The organism is Nocardia arizonensis, from assembly GCF_001310275.1.
Lineage (GTDB): Bacteria > Actinomycetota > Actinomycetes > Mycobacteriales > Mycobacteriaceae > Nocardia > Nocardia arizonensis.
The window spans coordinates 115,153-140,083 of the sequence record NZ_LGYZ01000133.1 but is presented as its reverse complement, the minus strand read 5'-3'; the positions used below and the strand labels follow the sequence as shown (position 1 = coordinate 140,083).

At 66.8% G+C, this 24,931-nt stretch carries 23 protein-coding genes and 1 tRNA gene; 19 read left to right on the top strand and 5 right to left on the bottom strand.

Annotation, left to right across the window (positions count from 1 at the left end; translation table 11 throughout):
- Window positions 1-197 precede the first annotated feature (197 nt).
- The 8 genes from ssd (at window position 198) to APZ21_RS33490 (ending at window position 5,675) form a co-directional block, all read left to right on the top strand.
- Window positions 198-1,307 (top strand): septum site-determining protein Ssd, encoded by a 1,110-nt coding sequence (gene ssd, locus APZ21_RS31905; RefSeq protein WP_082393623.1) that lies wholly within the window; start codon window positions 198-200, stop codon window positions 1,305-1,307.
- Window positions 1,308-1,503: 196 nt separating this feature from the next.
- Window positions 1,504-2,691: a TadA family conjugal transfer-associated ATPase gene (locus tag APZ21_RS31900; RefSeq protein ID WP_054816810.1), complete on the top strand. Its 1,188-nt coding sequence runs from the start codon at window positions 1,504-1,506 to the stop codon at window positions 2,689-2,691.
- Window positions 2,688-2,894, top strand: coding sequence for a hypothetical protein (locus APZ21_RS35900; RefSeq protein ID WP_239476970.1), 207 nt, complete (start codon window positions 2,688-2,690; stop codon window positions 2,892-2,894). The genes APZ21_RS31900 and APZ21_RS35900 overlap by 4 nt, the downstream gene beginning before the upstream one ends.
- Window positions 2,891-3,703, top strand: coding sequence for a type II secretion system F family protein (locus APZ21_RS31895; protein WP_239476969.1), 813 nt, complete (start codon window positions 2,891-2,893; stop codon window positions 3,701-3,703). Before APZ21_RS35900 ends, APZ21_RS31895 begins: the two co-directional genes overlap by 4 nt.
- A gap of 189 nt (window positions 3,704-3,892) precedes the next feature.
- Window positions 3,893-4,348: a type II secretion system F family protein gene (locus APZ21_RS31890; RefSeq protein WP_371852307.1), complete on the top strand. Its 456-nt coding sequence runs from the start codon at window positions 3,893-3,895 to the stop codon at window positions 4,346-4,348.
- Between the two features lie 267 nt (window positions 4,349-4,615).
- On the top strand, window positions 4,616-4,813 hold the full coding sequence (locus tag APZ21_RS34595; RefSeq protein WP_054816919.1) for a DUF4244 domain-containing protein: 198 nt from the start codon (window positions 4,616-4,618) through the stop codon (window positions 4,811-4,813).
- A gap of 35 nt (window positions 4,814-4,848) precedes the next feature.
- Window positions 4,849-5,178 carry a TadE family type IV pilus minor pilin gene (locus APZ21_RS31880; protein WP_239476965.1) on the top strand — a complete coding sequence of 110 codons (330 nt, stop codon included), beginning with the start codon at window positions 4,849-4,851 and terminating at the stop codon, window positions 5,176-5,178.
- 143 nt (window positions 5,179-5,321) lie between these two features.
- Entirely contained in the window at window positions 5,322-5,675 is a 354-nt protein-coding gene (locus tag APZ21_RS33490) for an Rv3654c family TadE-like protein (protein ID WP_082393620.1), read from the top strand.
- Between the two features lie 298 nt (window positions 5,676-5,973).
- On the opposite strand, the gene APZ21_RS31870 is transcribed toward APZ21_RS33490, so the two are convergent.
- Entirely contained in the window at window positions 5,974-8,319 is a 2,346-nt protein-coding gene (locus APZ21_RS31870) for a DEAD/DEAH box helicase (protein WP_054816917.1), read from the bottom strand.
- Between the two features lie 500 nt (window positions 8,320-8,819).
- Between APZ21_RS31870 and APZ21_RS31865 the strand changes: the two genes are divergently transcribed.
- The 9 genes from APZ21_RS31865 to APZ21_RS31825 all read left to right on the top strand — a co-directional run bounded on the left by APZ21_RS31865 (window position 8,820) and on the right by APZ21_RS31825 (window position 20,095).
- The gene (locus APZ21_RS31865; protein WP_011206895.1) at window positions 8,820-9,026 is read left to right on the top strand and encodes a cold-shock protein; all 207 of its coding nucleotides are present in this window, start codon (window positions 8,820-8,822) and stop codon (window positions 9,024-9,026) included.
- A 364-nt stretch (window positions 9,027-9,390) separates the two neighbouring features.
- A complete protein-coding gene (topA, locus tag APZ21_RS31860; protein ID WP_156371463.1) occupies window positions 9,391-12,192 on the top strand; it encodes a type I DNA topoisomerase in 2,802 nt (933 codons plus the stop codon).
- A 58-nt stretch (window positions 12,193-12,250) separates the two neighbouring features.
- Entirely contained in the window at window positions 12,251-13,456 is a 1,206-nt protein-coding gene (locus tag APZ21_RS31855) for a DNA polymerase III subunit delta' (protein WP_054816808.1), read from the top strand.
- Between the two features lie 57 nt (window positions 13,457-13,513).
- Window positions 13,514-13,589: transfer RNA gene (locus tag APZ21_RS31850), tRNA-Thr, on the top strand.
- A gap of 142 nt (window positions 13,590-13,731) precedes the next feature.
- The gene (locus APZ21_RS31845) at window positions 13,732-14,985 is read left to right on the top strand and encodes a tyrosine-type recombinase/integrase (protein ID WP_040703606.1); all 1,254 of its coding nucleotides are present in this window, start codon (window positions 13,732-13,734) and stop codon (window positions 14,983-14,985) included.
- A 92-nt stretch (window positions 14,986-15,077) separates the two neighbouring features.
- Window positions 15,078-16,034, top strand: coding sequence for a hypothetical protein (locus tag APZ21_RS31840; RefSeq protein WP_156371446.1), 957 nt, complete (start codon window positions 15,078-15,080; stop codon window positions 16,032-16,034).
- A 266-nt stretch (window positions 16,035-16,300) separates the two neighbouring features.
- The gene (locus tag APZ21_RS31835) at window positions 16,301-17,794 is read left to right on the top strand and encodes an NERD domain-containing protein (RefSeq protein ID WP_040703608.1); all 1,494 of its coding nucleotides are present in this window, start codon (window positions 16,301-16,303) and stop codon (window positions 17,792-17,794) included.
- 644 nt (window positions 17,795-18,438) lie between these two features.
- Window positions 18,439-19,347, top strand: coding sequence for an RNA polymerase sigma factor (locus tag APZ21_RS31830; RefSeq protein ID WP_162240405.1), 909 nt, complete (start codon window positions 18,439-18,441; stop codon window positions 19,345-19,347).
- A gap of 541 nt (window positions 19,348-19,888) precedes the next feature.
- On the top strand, window positions 19,889-20,095 hold the full coding sequence (locus tag APZ21_RS31825; protein ID WP_054816805.1) for a hypothetical protein: 207 nt from the start codon (window positions 19,889-19,891) through the stop codon (window positions 20,093-20,095).
- 134 nt (window positions 20,096-20,229) lie between these two features.
- Here APZ21_RS31825 and APZ21_RS34590 read toward each other — a convergent pair whose 3' ends face one another.
- The 3 genes from APZ21_RS34590 to APZ21_RS34585 form a co-directional block, all read right to left on the bottom strand.
- Window positions 20,230-20,376: a hypothetical protein gene (locus APZ21_RS34590; protein ID WP_156371445.1), complete on the bottom strand. Its 147-nt coding sequence runs from the start codon at window positions 20,374-20,376 to the stop codon at window positions 20,230-20,232.
- On the bottom strand, window positions 20,376-20,987 hold the full coding sequence (locus APZ21_RS31820) for a hypothetical protein (protein ID WP_156371444.1): 612 nt from the start codon (window positions 20,985-20,987) through the stop codon (window positions 20,376-20,378). Before APZ21_RS31820 ends, APZ21_RS34590 begins: the two co-directional genes overlap by 1 nt.
- A gap of 132 nt (window positions 20,988-21,119) precedes the next feature.
- Window positions 21,120-21,749 (bottom strand): hypothetical protein, encoded by a 630-nt coding sequence (locus tag APZ21_RS34585; protein ID WP_156371443.1) that lies wholly within the window; start codon window positions 21,747-21,749, stop codon window positions 21,120-21,122.
- A gap of 148 nt (window positions 21,750-21,897) precedes the next feature.
- Between APZ21_RS34585 and APZ21_RS31815 the strand changes: the two genes are divergently transcribed.
- Complete coding sequence (locus APZ21_RS31815) at window positions 21,898-22,227, top strand: hypothetical protein (protein WP_239476963.1); 330 nt, start codon at window positions 21,898-21,900, stop codon at window positions 22,225-22,227.
- A gap of 257 nt (window positions 22,228-22,484) precedes the next feature.
- Window positions 22,485-23,081, top strand: a complete 597-nt coding sequence (locus APZ21_RS31810) for a DUF6907 domain-containing protein (protein ID WP_156371442.1) — start codon at window positions 22,485-22,487, stop codon at window positions 23,079-23,081.
- Between the two features lie 264 nt (window positions 23,082-23,345).
- On the opposite strand, the gene APZ21_RS31805 is transcribed toward APZ21_RS31810, so the two are convergent.
- A complete protein-coding gene (locus tag APZ21_RS31805) occupies window positions 23,346-24,710 on the bottom strand; it encodes a helix-turn-helix domain-containing protein (protein WP_051028818.1) in 1,365 nt (454 codons plus the stop codon).
- Between the last annotated feature and the right edge of the window lie 221 nt (window positions 24,711-24,931).

The window sequence follows — 24,931 nt, the reverse complement described above, 5'->3', positions numbered from 1 at the left end:
TCCAGGAGCGTTCAGCCCGACCCCCCGGGGCTGAACCCGACGGCCCCAGCCTCCTCCCCCCCCGGCTGGGGCCGTCCTCTATTTCGGGGACTGTGCGCCCCCTCCCCGTGCACGGAATTCATCCACACCCCGCGAGTTATCCACATTCGGTATATCGGCGCTGTCGCGAGCGCCGCGTATCGGACACGCTGACCTGCATGGACTTCCTACCAGAGCGGATGGCCGCGAAACGGCCCGCCCTCGTCCTCATCGGGGGGACTCGGCTGCGCGAGGAGGTGCGCCGCATCGCGGCCGCCGCCGAACGCGAACTGGACGAAGCGGCGCTACCTGTCGGTCGTCACGCCTGGGCCGCGGCGCCCCTGGTGATCCTCGACACAGACGCCGCGCGCGGCTGCGCGGAGGCCGGATATCCCCGTCGGGTCGGTGTCGTCCTCGTGACGGAGGGTGAGCCGGAACTGTCCGATTGGCAGGCCGCCGCGGTCGTCGGTGTCGAGTGCGTGACGGCACTGCCCGGGGCCGCCATCGGCCTTGTCGAGAAGTTTGCTGAGTACGGTGAACCGCGCGCGGGAGACGGTGTCGTCGTCGCCGTCGCGGGGGCCGCGGGCGGCGCCGGAGCCTCCGTCCTCGCCGCCGCGGCGGCGCTGCGATCGGCGGCGCTGCGCACCCGTCCCGAGACGGTTCTGGTCGACGGCGCACCGCTCGGCGGCGGCCTCGACCTGCTGCTCGGCATCGAATCCGAACCGGGGTCGCGCTGGCCGGATCTGGTCGTCGAGGACGGTCGCGTCTCGGCGGCGGCCCTGCATCAGGCGCTGCCCGCCGCGGCGCCGGGATTGGTCGTACTGGCCTGCGGGCGCGGTGGTGCCGGCCGATTGCCAGGGGAACTCGCACCCGTCGCGGTCCGCGCCGTCATCGAAGCAGGCCGTGCCGCAGGCGATCTCGTGATCTGCGATGTCTCCGGTGAACGCGGGCCGCACGCGGATCAGATGTTCGACTGCGCGGATCTGGTCGTGCTCGTTGTGCCCGCACGGCTGCGCGCCGTCGCCGCGGCGAAAGCGGTAGCCGGACACGTCCGGCACCGAAATCCCAACCAGGGCTTGATAGTCCGAGGTCCGGCGCCCGGCGGGCTGCGCGGAGCCGAGGTCGCGGACCTGTTGGACCTGCCATTGTTGGCCGCCGTGCGGGCCGAACCGGGGCTCGCCGCGCGCCTGGAACGCGGCGGGCTCACCCTGCGGCGTGGTCCGCTGCGCACCGCCGCGGATGCCGTTCTCGCTGTCCTCAGCGCATCCTCCCCGGTGGGTGCACGATGAATTCCGGTCGTTATGTGACGTGCGCCGCGGAACGCCATCCTCATGCGGAAATGCGCGTTCCTGTGATGAACAACGCACGCGGGGTGCGCGGATCGGATGCCGGGCCGTCGGTGCGGACCGCACGGGCCTCGGTCGCGCGGGGTGTCGGGCCGACCGCATGTCACGGCGGCCGCGCACATGTCGCGCGGGGGCGACGATGAGCGCCGTGGTGACCGACGAGCTGCTCGACCGGGTGCGGGCGCGGCTGGCCGGGGCGGCGGGCGAACCGAATCCCGCCCAAGTCGCGGCCGCCATTCGCGCCGAGGCGGGCGGCGTGCTGGGCGATACGGATCTGTTGCGCGCCCTGCGCCTGCTGCAAACCGAGATGACCGGCGCGGGCGTGCTCGAACCGCTGCTGCACGATCCGCGGGTCGCCGATGTCCTGGTCACCGCACCGGACGCGGTGTGGATAGATCGCGGATTCGGACTCGAGAAGGCCGCCGTCGTCTTCCCCGACGAGGCCGCGGTGCGCCGCCTCGCGCAGCGGCTTGCCCTCTCCGCCGGGCGGCGACTGGACGACGCACAGCCCTGGGTCGACGGTCGTCTTTCGGGAACCGAAGCGGCACTGGGTGATTCGTTCGGTGTCCGCCTGCACGCCGTCCTCGCTCCCATCGCGCACGGCGGCACCTGCCTGTCGCTGCGCGTACTCCGCCCCGCCACCCAGGGCCTCGACGCATTGGCCGCCGCGGGCTCGGTTGCCGCCGACGCGAAAGCCTTGCTGCGTCGGATCATTCGATCCCGTCTCGCCTTTCTCGTAGTAGGCGGAACAGGCTCGGGCAAGACGACACTCCTGTCCGCTCTGCTGGCGGAGGTGGCCGCCCGCGAACGCATCATCTGCGTCGAGGACGCCGCCGAACTCGCGCCCCCGCACCCACACGTGGTGCGCCTGGTCGCCCGCACCGCGAACGTGGAAGGCGCGGGCGCGGTCACGGTCCGAGAGTTGGTCCGCCAAGCCCTGCGCATGCGCCCCGACCGCATAGTCGTAGGCGAGGTGCGGGGCGCGGAGGTGGTCGACCTGCTCACCGCGCTCAATACCGGGCACGACGGCGGTGCGGGCACGGTCCACGCCAACTCGCCACGGGAGGTACCGGCGCGTCTGGAGGCGCTGGCCGCCCTCGGCGGTATGGACCGAGCCGCACTCCACAGCCAACTGGCCGCTGCGGTCCAGGTGGTCCTCCACGTCCACCGCCGCCCCGACGGCTCACGAGGTCTCCGCGAAATAGGGGTCCTCGTACGTGACGAGTCCGGCCGGGTCCACATAAGCCCAGCCTGGCGTCACGACAACGCACCCACCCCCGCGGCCGAAACCCTGACCGCCCTGATCACTGAGCGATCCCACACATGACCCAACGAGAGACCGCCCACGCACCCGTTTCGACAACCGAGCAGCCAGCAGACGCGGCGCTTCTCGCCGAACGATGGGCTCGAATGACCCTGGATCTGACCACTTCGGTACGCGATATGCCGTCCGCCGCGATCGCACGCCCACCATCGAAGCGCGCCGCCGAAGTCTTGGCCGTGTCGCTTGCCGAACGGTGGTTCCTGTGACCGGGTACGTGCTCGCCCCGATATGTCTGGCATTGGCTGTCTCGGTTGTCGCTCGACCGAGCGCGGTGCGGCGTCGTGCGGCGGTGTTCGGCGCGCCTCGCGGTGGATTCCGCGCTTCGCGTTGGTCGGCGCTCGCGGCGGCGGGTGTCGCGGTCGCGGCGGTGGCGGTCGCGGTGATGTTCGCGCTCGGCATCGGTTCGGCGGTCGCCGCCGTCGCCGTATCGGGCACCGTTGCCATGCGGTGGCGACGGACTCGAGTGGACAAGAGCAGGTCCGTGGAGTGCGGGTACCTCATGGCGGCGCTGGAGGCGGTGATCGGCGAACTTCGGGTCGGGGCGCATCCGAGTGCCGCGGCCGACGTCGCGGCGCGTGAGTCGGAAGGTGTCGCGGCCAGGGCATTCGCGATCGCTGCCGCACGCACGAGACTCGGCGGTGCGGGTGCGGAGGGGCTGCGGCAACCGGATTCCGTGGTGGCCGCCGAACTGGGGCGTATCGCCGAGGCGTGGCAGGTCGCCGAACATCACGGTCTCGCCCTCGCGGAACTGCTGTCCGCCGCCCGAACGGATCTGGCCGGGCGAATCCGCTTCCGGGCCAGAACCACCGCGTCACTGGCGGGTCCGCGTGCCACGGCCGCCGTGCTGGCCTGTCTCCCGATCCTCGGTATCGCCCTGGGTCAACTGATGGGCGCCGCACCGATCGCGGTGCTGTTCGGCCGCGGCCCGGGCACGGTCCTGCTGCCGCTGGGCTGTCTGCTGGCCTGCGCCGGTCTCCTGTGGACCGACGCCATCACGGGAAAGGTCCTCGCATGAACCACCGCGCCGTCGTGGCCGCGATTCAGAGGAAGGGGAGGGGCGATGGTTTCCGTGCTGCTTGGCGTTTGTGCCTTGCTGGTCATGCCAGGGCGGGTGGCGGTGGTGCGGCGGTTACGGGGATTGCGGTCCGGCGGACCGGAGCGGGCTTAGCGCGCGGCACAGGCGGTCGCGGGCGATCCGTTGGTCGTGGCATCGGTGTTCGATCTGCTCGCCTCCTGTCTTCGGGCGGGGCTGCCACCCGCGGGTGCCGCGCGGGCGGTCGCTCGGACGGCGCCGGCGGCACTGGGGCGATCGCTGATACGCGCCGCCGATCTCTTGGCGCTCGGTGCGGATGCGGCCGTCGCGTGGCAGTGCGCCGCCGAGGGCGCGCGGGGCGAGGCGGGGGCGGAAGAGGTGGAGTCGCTGGCGCGGATCGCGCGGCGATCGGCTCGGTCCGGGTCCTGTCTGGCGACGGCGATCGGCGAACTCGCCGCGCAGCGGCGCGGTGTGGTCGAGGATCTGGCCGCCGCGCGAGCCGAGCGCGCGGGTGTGCTGATCAGCGGTCCGCTGGGGCTCTGTTTCCTGCCCGCGTTCCTCTGCCTTGGCATTGTCCCGGTGGTGATCGGTATGGCGGGTCATGTGCTCGGCGACGGGCTGCTGTGAGCGGCGTACGAACTTGTCCGCGCGGAGCGGCCGCGCGGGCATCGAGAAGAGGGGTATCGGGTGCGAACGCAGATGGGGAAGAGGGTTACGCAGACATCGGTGCGGTCGGGCGGGAGGAGCGGAAGGCGACGGTCGGGCGCCGCGGCCTGCGAGTCGACGTGGGCGCGGCCTCGCGAACGGATATCGCGAGACGTGCTGACATCGCGGTTGGCGAGATTCGTGGTCCAGAGGCGGCGATCCGTCCGCTCGGCGCGCCTCACGCGACTGTTGCCGTCGCCGAATGCGATCCGCTTGCGGCTGCTCCGGTTCGGGGCCGCCGAGGAGGGCATGAGCACGGCCGAGTACGCCATCGGGACCATTGCCGCGGCGGCCTTCGGCGCGGTGCTGTACGGCGTCGTGACGGGAGATTCGATCATCGATGCCTTGACGCGGATCATCGACAAGGCACTGAACACGGCCGTCTGACCAGGCGCAAAGGTGGTTGTAGTACAACGGATCTGGTGAGTGACCGTGGTGCGGTGACAGTGGAGGCCGCGTTCGCGGTCGCGTCGATCGTCGCCGTCGTACTGTGCTGCGTCGGCGCACTGCTCGCGGCGTCGACACAGATCCGCTGTGTCGACGCCGCGCGTGAGGCCGCGCGCCTGGGTGCTCGCGGCGATGTGGCGAACGCGGTCTCCGCGGCGGGCCGAATCGCCCCGTCCGGTGCTCGTATCGCCATGCACGGCGAGGGTGATCGTATTGTCGCGACCGTCTACTCCCGGACACCGCTCTTACCGTTACTGGAGCTACACGCCGACGCGGTCGCCACCCGGGAACCCGGTGTCCGATGACCAGCGGAGTGGAGTTCACATCGTCGGACAAGGCCCGCCCGCGACCGACGGATCCCATCGGATCGGCCGCCGCGTCCATGGCATCGCCGCCAACGCTCGCGAGGGCAGGCTGTGGTCCACCTTCGCCCGATGGCGGGTCTGCGATGTGGTCGGAGCGGGGTGGCGCGACCGTCCTGGGATGTCTCGCGCTCACCGCGCTGTTATCGCTCACCCTGATGATCGCGCAGATCGGTGTCGTCGCGGTTGCCCGTCATCGAGCACAGGCGGCGGCCGATCTCGGAGCTCTCGCCGCCGCGGGCGCATTGGATTCGGGTGTCGAGGCCGGCTGCGCCGAAGGGGGTGAGGTGGTACGGCGGATGAGTATGCGGATACGCGGTTGCGAAGTCGACGAGTGGGACGCGACGGTAAGCGTCGAAGGGAATGTACCAATAGGTCTGCTGGGGCAACGCACCGTTCACGCCGTCGCTCGTGCGGGACCCGTCGCCGATGACGAGTGACCCGTCCGTACAGACACCGGCAGGGGTTAGTTCGCGGCGGGGTAATTGGTAATCCCGTAGTCGGATAATTGCGATATCGCATCAATTCCCGAAACGCGGCGGGGATATATCCGTATTGTTTGCGCACGTCGCGCGGGAAAGGCTATGGCAATACGCCAGTTAACATGAATCGATTCCTCTTTATTTGTCACACTCGGGAGCCGGTCGTGCGGTGCGAGGGCCGGGTCGCGACGGGGACGGACGACTGGTGACCGCTCGGCATGTCGCCGTGCGGCCACGCCGTCGCGGTGCGCCGTTACTAATCGGATTCGTGGTCTCGACCTGCGGATATGCGGATCGGCTCGCCATCGAGTTCACCGAGAACGGCGGCCAGCAGGCGGGCCGCCCCGACCTTGTCCAGCGGATGGTTGCCATTGCCGCACTTGGGGGACTGGACGCAGGACGGGCAACCGGTCGCGCACGCGCACGCCTCGATGGCCTCGAGGGTGGCGGCCAGCCAGCGGCGCAGCTGTCCGAACCCGCGTTCGGCGAAGCCCGCACCGCCGGGTTGACCGTCGTAGACGAACACCGTCGGCAGCCCGGTATCCGGGTGGTCGGCGATGGAGACACCGCCGATATCCCACCGATCGCAGGTGGCGACCAGTGGTAACAGGCCGATCGCCGCGTGTTCGGCGGCGTGCAGCGCGCCGGGCGTGCGCTGCGGGGTGATTCCCGCATCGGCCAGCAGTTGCGGCGTCACCGTGTAGAGAACGGCCCTGGTGGGCAGGATCTGGGCGGGCATGTCGAGTTCGACCAGGTCGAGGACCTCGCCGGTGAGCAGGGTGCGCAGATAACCGATCACCTGACTCGTGACCCTTACCCGCGCCAATGCGCAGGTAACCGCACCGTGGCGGCGTTGTTCGGTGATCTCGTCGACGGCGATGGAAGTCAGCCGCCGGGCACTGGTCGTCCACCCGGGTTCTTCGGCGTGTACGAAGACGACCCCGCCCTCGATGTCGAGTTCGTCCACCAGGTAGGTGTCGCCTTGATGCAGGTGGACGGCCCCTTCGTGCAGGGTGGCCTGCGCGCGTCCGGCGTCGGCGGTGCCCAACAGCCTGCCGGTTTCAGCGTCCACGATCGCCACCGGCGATCCGATGCCGCCCCGGACGTCGACTGCGTCGTGCGGTTGGGCGTCGGCGGTCACATACCAGCGCGCCGCGCCGTCACGCCCGGTCACGCGCCGGCGAATACGGCCGTGAACTGCCATTTCCTCGATCAGCTCGCGCGCGCCGAGTGCGTCGACCTCGGCATCGGTGAGGGGATGTTCCATGGCCGCGCACAGCAGATGCGGACCGAGGACATACGGATTGCGCGGGTCGGTGATGGTGGCCTCGACCGGCTTGTCCAGCAGCGCTTCGGGATGGTGCACGAGGTAGGTGTCCAGCGGATCGTCCCTGGCCACGAGCAGTACCAGCGAGCCATGCAGGCGCCGCCCGGCCCGGCCCGCCTGTTGCCAGAAGGAGGCGACTGTTCCGGGAAATCCCGAGATGACGACGGCATCCAGGCCCGCGATGTCCACCCCCAGTTCCAGTGCGTTGGTGGTCGCGGCCCCGAGCAGCGATCCGTCCGACAGCGCCGATTCGAGATCTCTGCGGTCCTCGGCCAGGTATCCGGCCCGGTACGCCGCGACACGCGACGCGAGCTGGGGATCTACCTCCGAGAGCAACCGCCGGGCCTCCATCGCGGTCAGTTCCGCGGCGCGGCGCGATCGGACGAAGGTCAGCGTCCGCGCGCCCTCGGCAACCAGATCGGCCATGATCCGGGCCGACTCCGCGGTCGCCGAACGCCGCACCGGCGCACCGTTCTCGCCGGTCAATGTGCTGATCAGGGGCGGTTCCCACAGGGCGATGGTGCGCGCGCCGCGCGGCGACCCGTCCTCGGTGACCGCGACGCAGGGGGCGCCGATGAGCCGGGCGGCCGCCGCGGCGGGCTCGGCCGTGGTCGCCGAGCACAGGATGAATGTCGGATCGGCCCCGTAGCGGGCCGCGACCCGACGCAGCCTGCGCAGCACCAGCGCGACATGGGAGCCGAAGACACCACGGTAGGCGTGGCATTCGTCGATGACCACGTAGCGCAGTCGGCGCAGTACCCGCGCCCAGCGCTGGTGGGAACGCAGGATGCCGAGGTGCAGCATGTCGGGATTGGTGAAGATCCACCTCGCGTTGGCGCGCACCCATTGGCGGATCTCGGCGGGGGTGTCGCCGTCGTAAGTGGCGGGATGGATATCACGAAGCGGACCCTCGCGGGTCAACTCGCTGATCGCCCGCAACTGATCGGCTCCCAGTGCTTTTGTCGGCGCCAGATACAACGCCGTGGCCTTGGGATCTTCCCGCAGGGCGGTGAGTACGGGCAGTTGGTACCCCAGCGATTTACCGGATGCTGTTCCGGTGCTGAGCACGACGTGACGTCCGCTCGCGGCCAGGTCGGCGGTGCGGGTCTGGTGGGCCCACGGGGTGTCGACACCGGTCTCGCGCAGCGCGTCGATCACCTCGTCGTCGACCCAGTCCGGCCAGGTCGTGGTGGCCGCGGAGCGGGCGGGCAGTTCGACAACGTGGGTCGGGCCGCCGTCGGAGTCCGGCAGCCCGCGCAGGACACGATTCAGCAACGATCGTCCGTAATCTGCGGAGTTGCCGTCGGTTGCCGGAGCCGCGCGGTCGGTCGAATTCACGATGCGTCGTGCGCGATACGCTGGGAAAATGTGAAACGTGTGCGCTTGGGAACCTCGGCCCCACATTTCGATACCCAATAGCGACCTGGGTCACAGCCAGATTGCTGAACGTACACTCGGTTATCAAGCGGCAAACGTACCTGAAGTCGGGATTCGGGCATTCTGTCCCTTACCTGCGCATTCGCAAGATCAAGTTTTTTGCAAATTGTCGGTAACTCGACTGTTGAATTGCTCGAAGACATGGTTCACTGGTTCCTGGTCGCAAGCTTCTGTGTTCGAGGGACGGATCCAAAGTCCAAACCGTCAGCAGGATCGATGTTGCGAACGGTGTGCTTGGTGCTTTCCTTGCAGGGGGAACCAACAGTACAACGGTCGGAACGGACCCGGTGGACGAACCCAGTTGTCCGCCGTTCCGGTAAGAAAAGAGAAGGAACAGAATGGCACAGGGAACTGTGAAGTGGTTCAACGCGGAGAAGGGGTTCGGCTTCATCGCGCCCGAGGACGGGTCCGCTGACGTCTTCGTCCACTACTCCGAGATCCAGGGGTCGGGATTCCGTACCCTCGAGGAGAACCAGAAGGTCGAGTTCGAGGTTGGCCAGGGCACCAAGGGCCCTCAGGCCACCGGAGTCCGCGCACTCTCCTGAGTGACGCAAACGATTCAGCTCGTCCCTCACCACCGGGTAACGGAGGTGAGGGACGAGCTATATCTGGGGTAGGGCACGATCGGCGTAATCGCCGAGGCATCCGTCTCGCGACCGGTCTGCTGGCGGACACTGCATACTGAACGGCGGTGAACACGTACGCTCAGTGGTTCGAGTCGCAAGCACTCGACCGCCGTCGGCGTGAAGGTATAAACGTGTCTGGTGGCGGGATGACATATCGCCGCTGCTTGCCCCAGCCGCGCAACCGGCGCTCACGCGTCGCGCGGGTCGAAAAGGAAAGGTGTATTCGCCGGTGGCAACACGAGACCGCGGTGCAGCCGACCAGGGCCGTCCCCTGCGTCGTCTCGTGATCGTCGAGTCCCCGACCAAGGCTCGCAAGATCGCCCCCTACCTGGGCCGCGACTACACGGTCGAGGCTTCGGTCGGTCATATCAGGGATCTCCCGCGTGGCGCTGCCGACGTGCCCGCCAAGTACAAGGGGCAGCCCTGGGCGCGTCTCGGTGTCGACGTCGACAACGACTTCGAAGCCATCTACGTGGTGAGTCCGGACAAGAAGGCCAAGGTCACCGAGCTCAAGAGTCTGCTCAAGGACGCCGACGAGCTCTATCTGGCCACCGACCCCGACCGCGAGGGCGAGGCCATCGCCTGGCACCTGCTGGAAACGCTCAAGCCCAAGGTGCCGGTGCGCCGGATGGTGTTCCACGAGATCACCGAACCCGCGATTCGCGCCGCCGCCGCCGACACCCGCGAACTCGATTCCGATCTGGTCGACGCGCAGGAGACCCGCCGCATCCTGGACCGCCTATACGGCTATGAGGTCAGTCCGGTGCTGTGGAAGAAGGTCATGCCGAAACTGTCGGCGGGCCGTGTGCAGTCGGTCGCCACCCGGGTGATCGTGCAGCGCGAGCGCGAGCGCATGGCGTTCCGTTCCGCCGAGTACTGGGATATCGCCGCCAAGCTCGACGCGGGCGCGGGCGCGGGCGAGCACGCCGCTGCCACCGGTCCGCGGACCTTCGGGGCGCGCCTGGTCAACGTGGACGGCGCGCGGGTCGCCAGTGGCCGCGATTTCGGGCCCGACGGGCAGCTCAAGGCGGAGTCCGGGGTGATCGTCCTCGACGAGGCGTACGCGCGGCGACTGGCCGAGGCGCTCGACGGCGCCGATCTGGTCGTCTCCTCCGCCGAGGCCAAGCCCTACACGCGCAAGCCGTACGCGCCGTTCATGACCTCGACCCTGCAACAGGAGGCGGGCCGCAAACTGCGCTTCACCTCCGAACGCACGATGCGGGTGGCCCAGCGTCTGTACGAGAACGGCTACATCACCTACATGCGCACCGACTCGACCACGCTCTCGGACTCGGCCATCGCCGCGGCGCGGGCGCAGGCCACGCAGCTGTACGGCGCCGAGTACGTCTCGCCGACGCCGCGTCAGTACAACCGCAAGGTCAAGAACGCCCAGGAGGCGCACGAGGCGATCCGCCCGTCCGGCGACACCTTCCAGACTCCGGGGCAGTTGCACGCGCGGCTGGACAGCGACGAGTTCAAGCTCTACGAGTTGATCTGGCAGCGCACCGTCGCCTCGCAGATGGCCGACGCGCGCGGCACGACGCTGACCTTGCGCATCACCGGTGTGGCGGGCACGGGTGAGGAATGCGTGTTCTCCGCCTCGGGTCGAACCATCACCTTCGCGGGCTTCCTCAAGGCGTACGTGGAGAGCGTGGACGAGGAGGCGGGCGGTCAGTCCGACGACGCCGAATCCCGACTGCCCGCATTGGACGAGGGCGAGCGCGTCACCGCGGTCGAGCTGAATCCGGACGGTCACAGTACGAATCCGCCCGCGCGTTATACCGAGGCATCGCTGATCAAGACATTGGAGGAGCTCGGTATCGGGCGTCCGTCCACCTACTCCTCGATCATCAAGACGATTCTCGATCGCGGCTACGTCTACAAACGTGGTAGCGCGCTGGTGCCGTCGTGGGTCGCGTTCGCGGTGGTCGGCCTGCTGGAGGCGTATTTCGGCAGATTGGTCGACTTCGACTTCACCGCGGCGATGGAGGACGACCTCGACGCCATAGCGGGCGGCCGCCAACAGCGCGGAAACTGGTTGTCCAGCTTCTATTTCGGCGGCGAGAACGGTGTCGAGGGTTCGGTCGCGCGCTCGGGCGGACTGAAGAAGATGGTCGGCGATCAGCTCGACGACATCGACGCCCGCGAGATCAACTCCATCAAGTTGTTCACCGACGACGAGGGTCGCGATGTCGTGGTCCGCGTAGGACGCTACGGGCCGTATCTCGAGCGGATGATCGCCAATCCCGATGATCCCGAAGGTGATTCGGTATCCCAGCGGGCGAATCTGCCCGACGACCTGCCACCGGACGAGCTGACCGCCGAGGTCGCCGAGGAGCTGTTCGCGACTCCGCAGGAGGGGCGCAGTCTCGGTGTGGATCCCGAGTCAGGACACGAGATCGTCGCCAAGACAGGACGTTTCGGCCCGTACGTGACGGAAATCCTGCCGAGGCCGACCGAGGAACCCCCGGCGGCGAAGAAGACCGCCAAGAAGGCGGCCGCGCCGAAACCGCGCACCGGATCGCTGTTCAAGTCGATGGATCTGGCCACGATCACCCTCGACGACGCGCTCAAACTGCTGTCGCTGCCGCGGGTGGTCGGCGCCGATCCCGCGACCGGCGAGGAGATCACCGCGCAGAACGGCCGCTTCGGAGCCTATCTGCGCAAGGGCACCGAATCCCGGTCACTGGCCAACGAGGAGCAGATATTCACGGTGACCTTGGAGGAGGCGCTGAAACTCTACGCCGAGCCGAAGCGCCGCGGCAGGCAGGCTGCCTCCACCGCGCCGTTGCGCGAACTCGGCGCCGACTCGGTCACGGGTAAGCCGATGGTGATCAAGGACGGTCGCTACGGTCCATATGTCACCGACGGCGAGACCAATGCCAGTCTCGACAAGAACGAGTCCGTGGAGTCGGTCACCGACGAACGGGCTTCGGAACTGCTCGCCAAGCGGCGGGAGCGCGGCACCGTGAAGAAGACGGCGAAGAAGACACCGGCCAAGAAGGCCGCCGCCAAGAAGACGGTGGCGAAGAAGACCGTCGCCAAGAAGACGCCCGCCAAGAAGGCCGCCGCGAAGAAGTCCTGACCCAGGCTGTGCGCTGCCTCGGAAGGCCGTGTCGGTGGGAGCGGCTAGGGTTGAGCGCGTGGCGGGTGTCTTCGATCGGTTGGTCGGCCAGGATGCGGTCGAGTCCGAGTTGACGGCTGCCGCGGTCGCGGCGCGCAACGGGGTCACCGAGGGGGCCATGACCCACTCGTGGCTGTTCACCGGACCGCCCGGTTCGGGCAGGTCCGTTGCCGCGCTGTGTTTCGCGGCCGCACTGCAATGCACGCAGCCAGGCGTACCCGGCTGCGGCTCGTGTCACGCCTGCACCACCACGATGGCGGGCACACACGGCGATGTGCGTCGCGTCATTCCGGAGGGGCTGAGTATCAGCACCAGGGAAATGCGCGAGATCGTGCAGATCGCCTCGCGGCGGCCGAGTACGGGGCGCTGGCAGGTGGTTGTGATCGAGGACGCCGACAGGCTTACCGAGGCCGCGGGCAATGTGCTGCTGAAGGTCGTGGAGGAGCCGCCGGACCGCACGGTGTTCCTACTGTGCGCGCCCTCGGTCGATCCCGAGGATATCTCCATCACCCTGCGCTCCCGCTGCCGTCACGTGCATCTGGTCACACCATCGGTGGCCTCGATCGCACGGGTCCTGCGCGAGCGGGACAACCTCGACGAGAAGACGGCGCGGTGGGCCGCCTCGATCAGCGGCGGTCATGTCGGCCGGGCGCGGCGCCTGGCCACCGACGAGGAGGCGCGCACGCGCCGCCGTCGCGCACTGGCGTTGGTGGGCGCGGTCGGTAAACCCGGCGCCGCCTACGCCGCCGCGGACGAATTGGTGAAGTCCGCCGACGACGAGGCCAAGCAGATGAGCGCCGCCCGCGACGAACGCGAACGCGAGGAATTGGCCACCGCACTCGGCGCGGGCGGCACCGGCAAGGGCACCGCGAGCGCCACCCGCGGTTCCGCGGGCGTGCTCAAGGATCTGGAACGCCGCCAGAAGTCCCGCGCCACCCGCACCGGCCGCGACGCACTCGACCTCGCCCTCGTCGACGTCGCAGGCGTCTACCGCGACGCACTCGCCATCCGCTTCGGCGCCGCCCGCAACGGTTCCGGCGTCCCCCTAACCCACCCCGACCTCACCGACCAGATCCACGACCTCGCCGACCGCGTCGCCCCCGAGGGCCTGCTCCGCTCGATAGAAGCCGTCCTCGCCTGCCGCGAAGCCCTCGACCTCAACGTCAAACCCCGCTTCGCAGTAGCCGCCATGGTCGCCGCGCTCATCGCCGCCCGCACCTCCTGACCACCCGTTTTCGCATAAACCCCCACCAGACGATAGACTCGCGTGGCCGAAAGGCACGCCGCCTTAGCTCAGTCGGTAGAGCGCTTCACTCGTAATGAAAAGGTCGGGGGTTCGATTCCCCCAGGCGGCTCCACGAAACGTCCAGGTCAGGGGTGGTTCCGGGACACCGAAACCACCCGCCGGTCATCATCGGTGTCATCAGCACCGGTTGTGTGCCATCATCGGTGTCATCAGCCGCTTTCAGGTCGTGTTTCCCGACGACCGAGAGGTTCGGCATGTCTTCCACTCCCCGGCCGCGTAAGCGCGCCGATGGTTCCATCGCCTGGCAGGTTCCGTTCTACTTCTACGACGTCGACGGCAAGCGTCGGCAGTCCTCGGAGACCTTCGACGAGTACGACGAGGCCCAGTGGTGGGCCGACCTGATCGACCGGATCGGGATCGAGGAAGCGGTCAAGGTCGTCGAGACCCGGCGCGAGACCGGGTCGGATGTGATGTTGCTCTCCACATGGCTCGAGCGCTACATCGATCGGATGGTCGGCGTCCAGGATGACGGGCGTCGCAAGTATCGACGGTTCATCGTCAACGACATCCTCCCGTTCTACGGGGAGCGAGCCCGATTGGACGCGGTCACCCAGGACACCGACGCGGCGTGGATCGTGTTCCTCGAACAGGACAAAGGCAACGCCCCCAAGACGATCAGCAACAAGCACGGGTTCCTCAGCGCCGCGCTGCGCGCGGCGACCGAACAGCGGCCGACGCCGCTGTTGCCCTTCAACCCCTGCGCCGGAGTCCGGTTGCCGCGACACGATCAGTCCGAGATCGACATCTTCGACAACGACGAGTGGGAATTGTTCGAGCACCTGCTGCTGCCGCGGTGGCGGCCCCAGGCCGAGTTCGGGCTCGTGTCGATGGCCCGGCCGAGCGAGGTCGCGGCGTTGCTGGTGCGCGATGTCGACCCCGAGACGGGGTCGGTGCGCATCGCGAAGGCGTACAAGGACGGCGGCAGCCGTCTCAAACTCGGCAAACCGAAGTCCAGCCGCGGCATCCGCACCCTCAGCATCCCGCTCGAGACCCTCGGTCGACTGGACCTGGACCGCCCGGGGAACGCGTTGCTGTTCCAGACCGGGGAACAGACCCCGGTCACTGCGTCGCACTTCTATAAGAACGCCTGGCAGCCCGCGTTGCGCCGCCTCGACGGCCTGGCGCGGCGCGACTTCACGCTGTTCACCAAGAAGGCGCTGTGGCGAGGGCTGCCGGCAGAGGAACTGATGGCCGTCTACGGTCCAGCGATCCGGCGGATGAGCGGCAAACGGCTGTCTCCCTACACGCTGCGCCACACCGGGATCAGCTGGAAGCTCCAGGACGGTGTACCGCTGTTCGTGGTCTCCCGCGACGCCGGCCACGAATCGGTCACCACCACCGACCGCCGGTACGGCCACAACGACCGCGCCGCCAGCCGCTCCGCCGCCGCGGTCATCGCCGGCCGGCTGCCCCGGGTGCGGGCCGAGATGCTCGCGCTCGCCGCCTGACCTCGTCCCCTTCACCTGACGAACCGATTCCATTCCGTTTCATTCCATTTCGTGTCAGCGGATTGAAACGGAATGGAATGGAAAGGATTCCGATGTCGAACGCCGTGGCACCGAACGCCACCGCTTCGTCGCAGGGACGCTGCCAGTTTCCCGGCTGCGGCACCCCGCTGCCCGCTCGGACCCCCGGGCGGCGCGGCGCGCCCCGCCGATATTGCGACGATACGAATCACACCGCTCAGAAGGCCATGCGGGTACTGCGCGAGGCCACCGGCGCCGAGGTGGCGGTCCTACACCCGGGGCCTCGTCCGATCACGGAAGGCGCGCACACGCTCGCGGGGCTGCTGGACCGCTACAGCGAACTGCGCGGCGAACTGGCCACCGTCGCCGGTGACGTCGCCGATCTGTTCGCCCGACTCACCGATCCGGCCGCTGTCGACCGCGAGGTCGACGAGATCCGCCGCCAGGCCGACCATCGGATCGCCGAGGCCGAACACGCGTGCGCCGAGGCCGAACAAGCCCGCGCGATGATGGCTGAACGACTCTCCCGCGCAGTCGAAGTCGAAGGACTCGCCCTGGCCACCGCCCGAGAAGCCCGTACCGCAACCAGAGACGCGATCCTGCGAGCCAACGCCGTCGAGCGAGACGCCGCCAACCGGATCGCCGCCGCCGAACGCGAACGCGACCGGGCCGAGCAGGACGCGGCGGAGGAAGTAGCCGAGGCACGCGCCGAGGTGGAGGCCGCGCTGCTGGCCCAAGCGCGGGCCGAAGGCGAACGTGATGTCGTCGCGGCCGAGAACCGCGCCCTGATCGCCGAGACCACCGGTCTGCGCGCACTTCTCGACACCGAACGCGCCGAACACCAGAGCCGGATCGAATACCGGGACATCGAATACGGCCGCGCGATCACCGCTGCCCATGTCCTGGCCAGCCGCACCGCCCGCGAACACCGCGACCAGCTCAGCGATCTCATCGAGCGATGCACCCCTGATCCGGGCATCGGCGCGCGGGCAACGCCGGACCGGCCGGACGCGGAGGGCGGCGGGACGTAGACTGCGGACGTCATCGACCCCGCGGAGACCCGCACGACTCCATGAGCGGGGTCGACGGAGAGTCCCGAGTGGCGGATCCGCGACGATGAAACGACGCGACGATCGCGCGGTCGGACTCGACAGCCGTGCCCTTGACGGAGTACAGGATTTCCGGTGCCAGCGGACGCCGGGGCCGACAGGGGGCGCTGCGCGCGGTGGTTCGCTCCGAGAATGCTCGGCCATATATTCGGTCGCGGTGCTCGCGCCGCGGCTGGAAGAATCGAGGAATGCGTCCTCGGCCTGTCACCTACCGGGAGTTCTCCCACGCCGTTCGTCGGTACCATCGGGATCGACTGCTGGAGAAGGTCGCTCAGGTGAGCGCCGGACTCGACGAGATGAATCCAGCGACGCTGACGGCGCGTCGGCGGAGCCCTGTCCGCCAGTTCGCCCTCTCGATGATCGCACGTACGGCACTGGCCGAGGGCATGATCTACCGCGCCGACGAGCCCGTCGACGATCGTCGACTCGTCGGCCTGTGCGTTCTGGCCGGTAACGCGGACCATCCGGATATTCCTGCGGTCGGTGTGCTGGCCAGCGCGGGAATGAGGCGGATGGTGTACCGACTTCAGACGCAGCAACAGCCGTTCACCACCTACGGACTGGAAGACCTGACCCGGTCGCTGGGCCTGTTCGTCTTCCACGAACCCGGCATCACCGGTTTGCCGACCGCAGAGGACTGGGAACGTGTCCTCGGCGTCCCGCTGCCGGTGTACATGCAGGCCGTGTTCGTGCTGCATGCCATCGCCGCGATGGACGGGGGCTGGATCTCCGATGAGGCCCTCGAGCTGGCCGATTCACTCGACGCCTTTCCTGGTGCCGATCTGGACGCGGTGCACAAGATCATCCGCGACCACCTCGTCACCGATGACGCCGAACTACAGCGACGAGCCAAAGACGGCGAGCGTGAAGGCACCGAAATGTGGGCCGACAACCCTTTGCTCGCGACGCCGTTGATCCGTCGCCCCGGCGGTTTCCTCGTCCCGAACAGCCCGCACCTGATGGACAAGATCAAACCACGCGGGCTGTACTTCACGGGCATGTTCGCCTTCGTCAGCGACAAACCCAGCCGCAGCCGGTATCTCGGGGCGATCGGCACGTCGCTGGAGGCGCACGTCGGCAAGACACTGAGGCTGCTCGAACCGAACGGCGCGATCGTCTACTCCGAGATCACCTACGGGCCCGCCAGCGAGCGGAAGAAGACCGTCGACTATCTCGTCGTTTTCGACGACCTCGTGCTCCTGGTCGAAGTGAAAACCGCGCACGCGGACGCGAGCGCTCGCCGCGGGGACGACGCCGGACTGAAGAAACTGATCAAGGAGAGCATCCAGGAAGGGCGCGATCAGATCGACGTCACCGCGTCGGTGATCCGCGAGCGGGTTCCCGAACTGCTGTGTATCCCCGATGACCGAGAGATCCGCGGGCTTGTGGTGACACTCGATGGCATCCCTTCCATCGACACCTACCTTTTCGACGGAATGCTGCGAGCCAATGAGGTGGAATCATCCACGGTGAGCGCCCACGACCTGGAATGGATGATCGCGACCCTCGCCGCCCAGAAGGTCGACGCCGGGCCGCAACTGCTGGCGGCGCTGACCTTCGACGATCCGACACCGCCGTGGCTCGGCCGCGCCGTAGCCGGTCTTACCCCGGTCAACAATCCGGTCAGCGAAGACTACTGGGATCTGTGGCAGGAGATGTGCCCTATTCCCAAGCCGCTGTAGCCTGACCGAGCACCTGCCTCACTGGCGGCATGGAAAGCGCGGGCGGACGCGGCGGAAGTCGTCGCCGACATGGCCAGGTGCCTCGACCACGCCACGGAACTCGAAGCCCTAGCGCTGGCTGCTGCCGAGGAAGCCGACACCATCGCGGAGTCCGCGACTGACGCTGCGGGAATGTCGAGGATGAAGCGGCGCAACGGATCACTACGGCAGAGGACGAGCGCGACGCGATCTACGCCGAAGCGGAATCGTCCCTGACCGGGATGCGTCGCCACGTCGAAGAGGCTCGCTCGGCGCACCCCGTGGCTGTTGCGGATCCTCATATCCGTTGCGAGCGTACTGATTTGATGCCAGTTGCTCCGGGCCGAAAATTCCTTGGAGTTCGTGTAAACACATTGGCTGTGTGCGGCCACTACCTGATCGAACAGCCGAGGCATCCAGTCTCGGTGACGATCCGGGAAGTTGAGGTCCGTGAGAACAGTGGAGTTGATGGTGGCCGGTGTGGTGATCGTCGGTGTGCGGAACCTGACGCGGTTGAGGTATAAAGCGAGGTGGATCGACCGCGCGTACCGCGCGGGGGCACGGGCGGCGCGAACCACGGCGCGTGCGCGATGACGGATGAACAGGAACCGGCGGACTCCGACGGGATGGATTTCTTCGGCACCGAGGGCTCCCGCACTGAAGATGTTGCGTGGCAGCAGGGTTGCACGGACTTTGCCGCCTTCTATGCCGAATACCAGCCCCGACTTCTGGGATTCGTTCGGAAACTGGCGCGCGCCAACGAATTCAGCGACTCGGCGTTGGACGTAGAAGGGGTCGTGCAGGACACCTTCGAAGAGGCGTGGCGCACATGGCACAGGATCGACGCTCCGCAGAAATGGATCTTCACCGTCGCCCGGAGAAAAGCGCTGTCGCAAGCGCACAGACACCGCCTCTCCGAACTGAAACTGCGGCAAGGGTTGTCCCTGCGGCGTGAGCACCCGGACCCGGTCCATGCCCGAGTCGTGGAGTCCGAGATCCTGCGAGCCATCCAGGAACTGCCGAAGAGACAGAAGACCGCGACCTACCTCGGCCGAGTGGAGGAATGGACCGCCGTCGAGATCGCGGTACTACTGGCCATCGCTCCGGAGACAGTCAGGACACACATCTTCCGCGGAACGCACACTGTCCGCGACGGATTGTCCGCCGCGGAAGCGATCGGGAAGGTCGGTGGTCCTCCTCGACAGGACGAAGAGTTCGAGGCCGAGTTGGTTTCGGTCCAGTTCGACGCCGCGAGAGCGGTCGGGTACGGCAATGGTCTTCCTCGACAGGACGAAGAGTTCGAGGCGGAGTTGGTCTCGGTCCGAGCTCGGCCCGGACCACGCGCCACTCGTTTCGCCGCTGGATACGGGCTGCGCCTGTGGTCGCTCGTGGTGCTGGTCTCGGTGGCGATTCTGGCGGCCTACCTTCTCGGCGGCATGCAGTTCCTCGTCTCGGGGGGCGCTGCGATCGGCATTCTGGTACTGGCAGTGGGCGCAACCGAGTGGTCGAGGAGGTGGCGAGACCGCCGCAAGTAGCCGTATTCCACACACCACAGCAACAGTCATGTCCGACAGGCCGTAGTACGTTTCTGTGGTGAGCGCGGCGGTGTATCCGGCACGATTCGCCGGCCCGCCGCGTGGGGAGCGGATATTCCCGACGTCCGGGAATCCGCACGTTGATAGCTGGACTTCCCCCGCCAACCAGGGCGAAGTCGCAACACGCCCGAGGTGCAATTCTTGCGACACGCCGAAGTGGTGAATTACTCCCATGTGAGTCGACTGGCAACCTGCACTTGACCTGGTCGAATAGCGTGTTGCTGGGGCGATTTTCCCTGGTTATGCACATCTCCTGCACCTGTCGACATCGGCTGCGCCCAAGTTATCCACAGGTCTGTACACAGGCGTGTTTGTCAATGTCGACATGATCTGATGCAGTCTTCTCACCCGCCCGACTACCGCTCCGAGTTCAATCCATCGCGGATGCGGATGGGTGCGGCCCCTGCCTGTTGCACCAGGCAGAGGCCGCGGTGAACCAACGGCCCGCTCCACAAGTCAACGAGAGGACACGAAGGCGCCCATGAGCGTAACGCCAACCAACGGACACAAGGACCCCGATCCGGCCGAGCCCCCGAACCCTGAGACGCGGCACGCAGTCATCGCAGTTGTCACCGCAGTCTGGCTGGCCGTCGTCGCCGGACTGCTGATCGACTGGCCGACGGCCGTCACGGTGCTCGTTTCCGTCCTGGGAGTATTCGCCCGGAGCGGGTTCACTCCCGAACCGTGAACACTGCGTGGCGGTGCCGGAGGTCACGAGCGTGCTGGTACCGCCACTCCTTCCTGCAACAGGCACAACTACACGACGATGGTGCCGTCGCGAATCGTCACTGAAGCGTGAGTCGCTTCTCGTCACGAGACATTTCAGTAGACATTGGGTCCCTCCTTCCAGTCGAGACCTTCGACATTGGACTCGACCGTGCCGTGGTCGACCCAGCAGGACACGGTGAACAAGCCACGCCCGACTGCGTCCCGCTGCCAGTAATCCAGCCCATCGCTGTCACTCCCCATCAGTGCGGCCACCGCAGATCCGTCCACGTCACGTCGAAAGTGCCGGTCATGCTGAATAACTCGTCATTGATCGAGTAACGCAACGCTGTGATTTCGAGCGTCGATCGCCCTGTCGGCCAACTCACCTCCGGTTCCCCATCGGCATCGGTGCCCACATGAGCGGTGATCTCGTCACGCAGGCGTGTGTAGATCGCCTGGACCACAGCGTGTCCAGGTGCCAGCAACGCGGTATCGGAGTTCCCCGTGAGTAACTGGAGCAGGTCTCGGACTCGTCGACCGGCGTTGTCGAGGGTCACCGACAAGTGGTCGTGCTCGTCGAATGCCCCGTCCTCCAGGTCCTCGGTTGTTTCGAATTCGATGACGCGAAGGCGGGGCTCCAAGAGCGGCGTGAAGTTCTGAAGCGCGTGGTTGGTGGCGGGGTCGGCCAGATCGGCGGTGGTCACAGCCGTGAGTGCATTGACAACCTTGCTGTTGACCTTGAGCGACTCCACGAAGCGTGTGACCGCGTCGGACTTGGCCTCTGCTCGCCGCAAGCTTTTCATGAGACGTGGCGCGTGATTCAGGATGCTGGTCGGCCGCGGCGGCGGGCATGCGCAGGTCGAACGCGGCACGACGGATACCGTCGAAGCGCAAGGACGACCGATACGCCCATCGTCAACGCGAAGAGGACGAGTCTTGAACACCAACGGTTGGCCGGTCCCACTTGACGCTGGATGCTGCGGCCTTCGCTGCACCTCGACATGTCAGGAAGTCGGGCAGTACGGACTGACCGCGACTTGCTGGGCTGGCGAGGTTTCACAATGTCGCTGATACCACCGATGGTCGTGTACAACAATCAGGACTGCGAGAACTGCAAAAAAGGCACAAATACCGAGAAGGCCACCGAAAGGCTCTGGTGCGGAGAAGCAGAAGAAAACTATTGCTGCGATCGCTGAGATAAATGCCATAACACCGGCGAATATGTGAGCGGCCAAAATTAATCCGGTGCCGAGATCGTATCGTTGGGTAACGAAACTGAAAGACACTCCGAGTGTTACCAGCGATAACAGGCCGCACATGAAGCACGCCAGATGCGTCGTGAGTGCACTCTGCTTCCCGCTCTCACCTCTGCCGACGCGTGCCGCCTCTCGAAATGGGGGCCTTGCTGGACTTGCTGGGGTGCGGGCGGCAGGGGTACCTGCGTTGGCGCCAGCTCGAGGCTGAAACGCCTTCCATACCGAACCGAGCGAGGTGGCAAATAGTCCCGAGACGACCCCCAATAGGATAGAGGCGGCGACATTGTCCTTCACCATTGGACTGTCCTGCACATAGAAACAAATAACAGCCATTACCAGGCTAAAAAGACAAAAGGCCACTGCGGAAGGGCGGTTCATCAAATCTCCTGCGGCAAGGGTGACAGATCACGTCCACGATAGATGGCCGGCCTAGCTCGCTGTCAGCTTCCGGATAAAGCCGTGTGCTGCTCGGCCGGAAGTTCGCAGAATGTTGCCTGCGGTGCGACTCGTGACTATCCTCGAACGCATGTTCGAGGAATGGACCGACCGGTTTGATCCGCCCTCGTACCATGTAGTCGATCCGCCGCGTCGGGTGATCATCGATCTCGGTCAGCTGGTCATGGCTCCGAAGCGGTTCGTCGGAAGTGTATCGCTACGTGTGCGCAACGGAGGTTTGTCTCTGGCGGGTCCGGTGCCAGGTCACCTGCACGCCTGGGCGCGCACATCGACCGGCGGCTGGATCGCGCTGGTGTCGTGTGTAGTCACGACCGGAAATCGACAAGGGCGGCTCCGAGTGCAGCAGTGGTGTTCGGAAGAGGCTGTATGCCTGCCGTCCGATGATCCGGGGACAGGCTGACAATCGCGGACCTGCGAGGACGGGTAAGGCAGTGCGTGTGTTGTGTCACACATTCGGGCCAGCGGCGCCGTCGCGGATCTATGCCCCAGGCTTACCTCGTGTCCTGAATGCTCAGTGCGGAGCGGATCTGTCTCGATACCTGTCGGCGTAAGCGTCCGGATGTCGCGCCCGCCTAGTCAGTCGCTATGTCGGAGCGTTACAGTTGGCTCTGTCGGGCGCGGGACGGGTGTCTGTCGGCTTTAAGTATGGGAGTCGTTGTGACCGTTGATCTTTCGTGCCCGCCCTGGTGTGAATCGCACCGGGCGCGGGATACGAACCATCCCAGCGCGGGCTTCGTCCATTATGGACCGGAATTGGTACTGGACATTGCCGAAGTGGTAGTTATCGGTGTGGTCCGTCGTATCTCGATTCGAGTGGTCGCTCGCGATCAGGGCGAATCACGTCGGTGTTTCATTGAATTGGTGGATCCCCACGGAGTCGGCGTAGCGTTGACCGCCGGTGAAGCTCGGCGGATTGTGCAGATGCTGATGGACGCCGCAGACCTGCGGCTGACGTCCGCGGAGGGGGAATGCCCGCCGTGGTGTCTGGAGCACAACGACCCCGATCCGGACGATCCTGACGACGAGCGCGTGCATCGTGGCCTCTTCCAGGCGATGGTCGTCGCCGGCATACACGAGCCCCGTGTCGCGGTCGGGGTGCAGGTGCGTGCGTTCGACGAGGAATACGAGCGCGAGGTCTGTTTGGAGATCCTTGTGAAATCGGTGTCCACCGAGCTGCTGGGGGCGGAAGCCTGCAAGATCGCTGCCAACCTGCTCGACTGCGTGGACCTGGCCGAATTGGTGGAAGTCGTGTAGGAAGAACGCCCACTTCTGCGCCGCCGGTCGCGATTACCTTTCTCGGTCTGACGCGATTTTTCGGTGGCCGTGCCACTATGGTCGACATGGCCGCCGGGACGGATTGGCAGAAGCTTGTGGACGACCTCAAGGAAGTCGTAGTCGAGGTGGTATCGCCCGAACAAGAGCCAGGTCGCCGTGTCCCCGGCGTATGCCTCTTCGACTGACGAAAACGCCGCTGCGCCACGCTTCGGCATCGCCGCGAACAGTGATCAGTCGGGGTTCTCACACTGCGGTCGATAGGGCGGCATCGAGTTGGTGGCGAAGTGCTTGAACATCGTCAATGTCGGGGTGGCGGAGGCATGCGTCGTGTAGTTGTCCGAGTGCGTGGTTGACGCGGTCGGAGTGAATGTCGTCGAGGGCTTGAAGTGCGTGCTGGCCGAGTGTGACGGCGTGGTGGGGGTCGTCGCGTGCCATGACGAGGGTGGCGAGGTTGGCGGCGGCGAGGGCTTTGCCGCGGGAGTATCCGGCGGGGAATTGGGCGAGCGCGTCGTTGAGGCGGGTGTGTGCGTGTTGGAAGTCGCCTGCTCCGTGGGTGGACAGGTAGAGCAGTGCGCGGCCGTTGTCGCGGTGCAGGTGTGCGGGGGTGTAGTAGGCGATCCAGTCGGGTGTGCGTCCGTCGTCGACGGTGAAGGTGTCCTCGGCGTGGTGGACGGCGGTGAGGCAGTCGTGGCCGCGGTGGGCGCCGAGGGCGCCGAGGGCGCGGGCGTGGCGTGTGTGGGCGATCGCGCGCAGTCGTGTGGGGAGCAGGTCGGCGCGGACGAGGGCCATTTCGGCGTAGGTGAGGGCGTCGTCGGGGCGGTTGCGGTGCACGGCGAGGTTGGCCAGCCCGGTGAGCGCTTTGGTGTGTAGTTCGAGGTCTCCTGCGGCGTTGGCGCATTGCACGGCCCAGGCGAAGGCGTGGTGGGCGGGGGTGTGGAGTCCGGCGTCGAAGGCGACCCCGGCGGTGGTGTCGGCGAGTTCGGCCAGCGCGCGCAGGTAGTCGCGGCGGACGCCGTCGCTGGGGAATCGCGCGTGGACGGTGTCGGTGGTGCGGGTGAGGACGGCCAGGGCGTCACGGGCCGACAGTTCTCCGCCGAAGGCATGGTCCTGGCGTGCCAGGGCGCGGGCGCGTTTGCGGATCCGCTCGACGTCGCCGACACCGAGACGGCGGCTGGTCGCCGCGGCGGGTGCGGGTGTGCTGGCGGCGAGGGCAGCGAAGGCGCCGGTCATCAGTTGCAGGAATTGTTGTCGCTGCACGGGGTCATCTCCCACATCGGGTGAGGGGTGTCGCTGGGAAACGCTACCCGGATCCACGGCCACACCCTGGTTCGTCTCCACGATATGGGTTGGCGGCGGATCGAAGTGGGAGAAGAGGGATCCGGTGTCGAGTGCGGAGTCGAAACGTGCCCGCTGGTGCTCATCGAGGTGTTGCAGGGCGTCGTCGAGTGCGGTGGCGCTGGCGCCGCGCACGGCCGGGGTGGCGATGTTCTCCCATTTGCGGATGGTGTGCACCGAGTAGTTCAGGCAGGCCGCGAACTGTTTCTGGGTGAGCCGTAACGCCGCCTCACGCAAGGCTTTGACTTCCCGGCTGGTCCACTCGGCGCGCACGTGACCCCCTCGCTTCCGGGTCCAACCGTATTGCAACCGTGCGAGTTTCGTAGCGGAACCGTATCGCCGTCGTCGCCCGGGAGTGTACGACTTCGTGGTCGCCGTCGGCACTGGAACACCAGAGGGGCCTGCGAGCAAGCTGGAATACACGATCCGCAGGGAACCGCAAGGCGGAACCTCGGACGAATCACGTTGAGGTGTACCGCTTTCGGTCACAACAC

Coding starts and splice junctions, on each gene's coding strand:
- APZ21_RS34590 (WP_156371445.1), bottom strand. CDS start 20,376: ATGGGGAGTGACAGCGATGGGCTGGATTACTGGCAGCGGGACGCAGTC.
- APZ21_RS31825 (WP_054816805.1), top strand. CDS start 19,889: ATGAGCGTAACGCCAACCAACGGACACAAGGACCCCGATCCGGCCGAG.
- APZ21_RS34585 (WP_156371443.1), bottom strand. CDS start 21,749: ATGAACCGCCCTTCCGCAGTGGCCTTTTGTCTTTTTAGCCTGGTAATG.
- APZ21_RS31845 (WP_040703606.1), top strand. CDS start 13,732: ATGTCTTCCACTCCCCGGCCGCGTAAGCGCGCCGATGGTTCCATCGCC.
- APZ21_RS35900 (WP_239476970.1), top strand. CDS start 2,688: ATGACCCAACGAGAGACCGCCCACGCACCCGTTTCGACAACCGAGCAG.
- APZ21_RS31900 (WP_054816810.1), top strand. CDS start 1,504: ATGAGCGCCGTGGTGACCGACGAGCTGCTCGACCGGGTGCGGGCGCGG.
- ssd (WP_082393623.1), top strand. CDS start 198: ATGGACTTCCTACCAGAGCGGATGGCCGCGAAACGGCCCGCCCTCGTC.
- APZ21_RS31840 (WP_156371446.1), top strand. CDS start 15,078: ATGTCGAACGCCGTGGCACCGAACGCCACCGCTTCGTCGCAGGGACGC.
- APZ21_RS31815 (WP_239476963.1), top strand. CDS start 21,898: ATGTTCGAGGAATGGACCGACCGGTTTGATCCGCCCTCGTACCATGTA.
- APZ21_RS31865 (WP_011206895.1), top strand. CDS start 8,820: ATGGCACAGGGAACTGTGAAGTGGTTCAACGCGGAGAAGGGGTTCGGC.
- APZ21_RS31835 (WP_040703608.1), top strand. CDS start 16,301: ATGCGTCCTCGGCCTGTCACCTACCGGGAGTTCTCCCACGCCGTTCGT.
- APZ21_RS31830 (WP_162240405.1), top strand. CDS start 18,439: ATGGATTTCTTCGGCACCGAGGGCTCCCGCACTGAAGATGTTGCGTGG.
- APZ21_RS33490 (WP_082393620.1), top strand. CDS start 5,322: ATGTGGTCGGAGCGGGGTGGCGCGACCGTCCTGGGATGTCTCGCGCTC.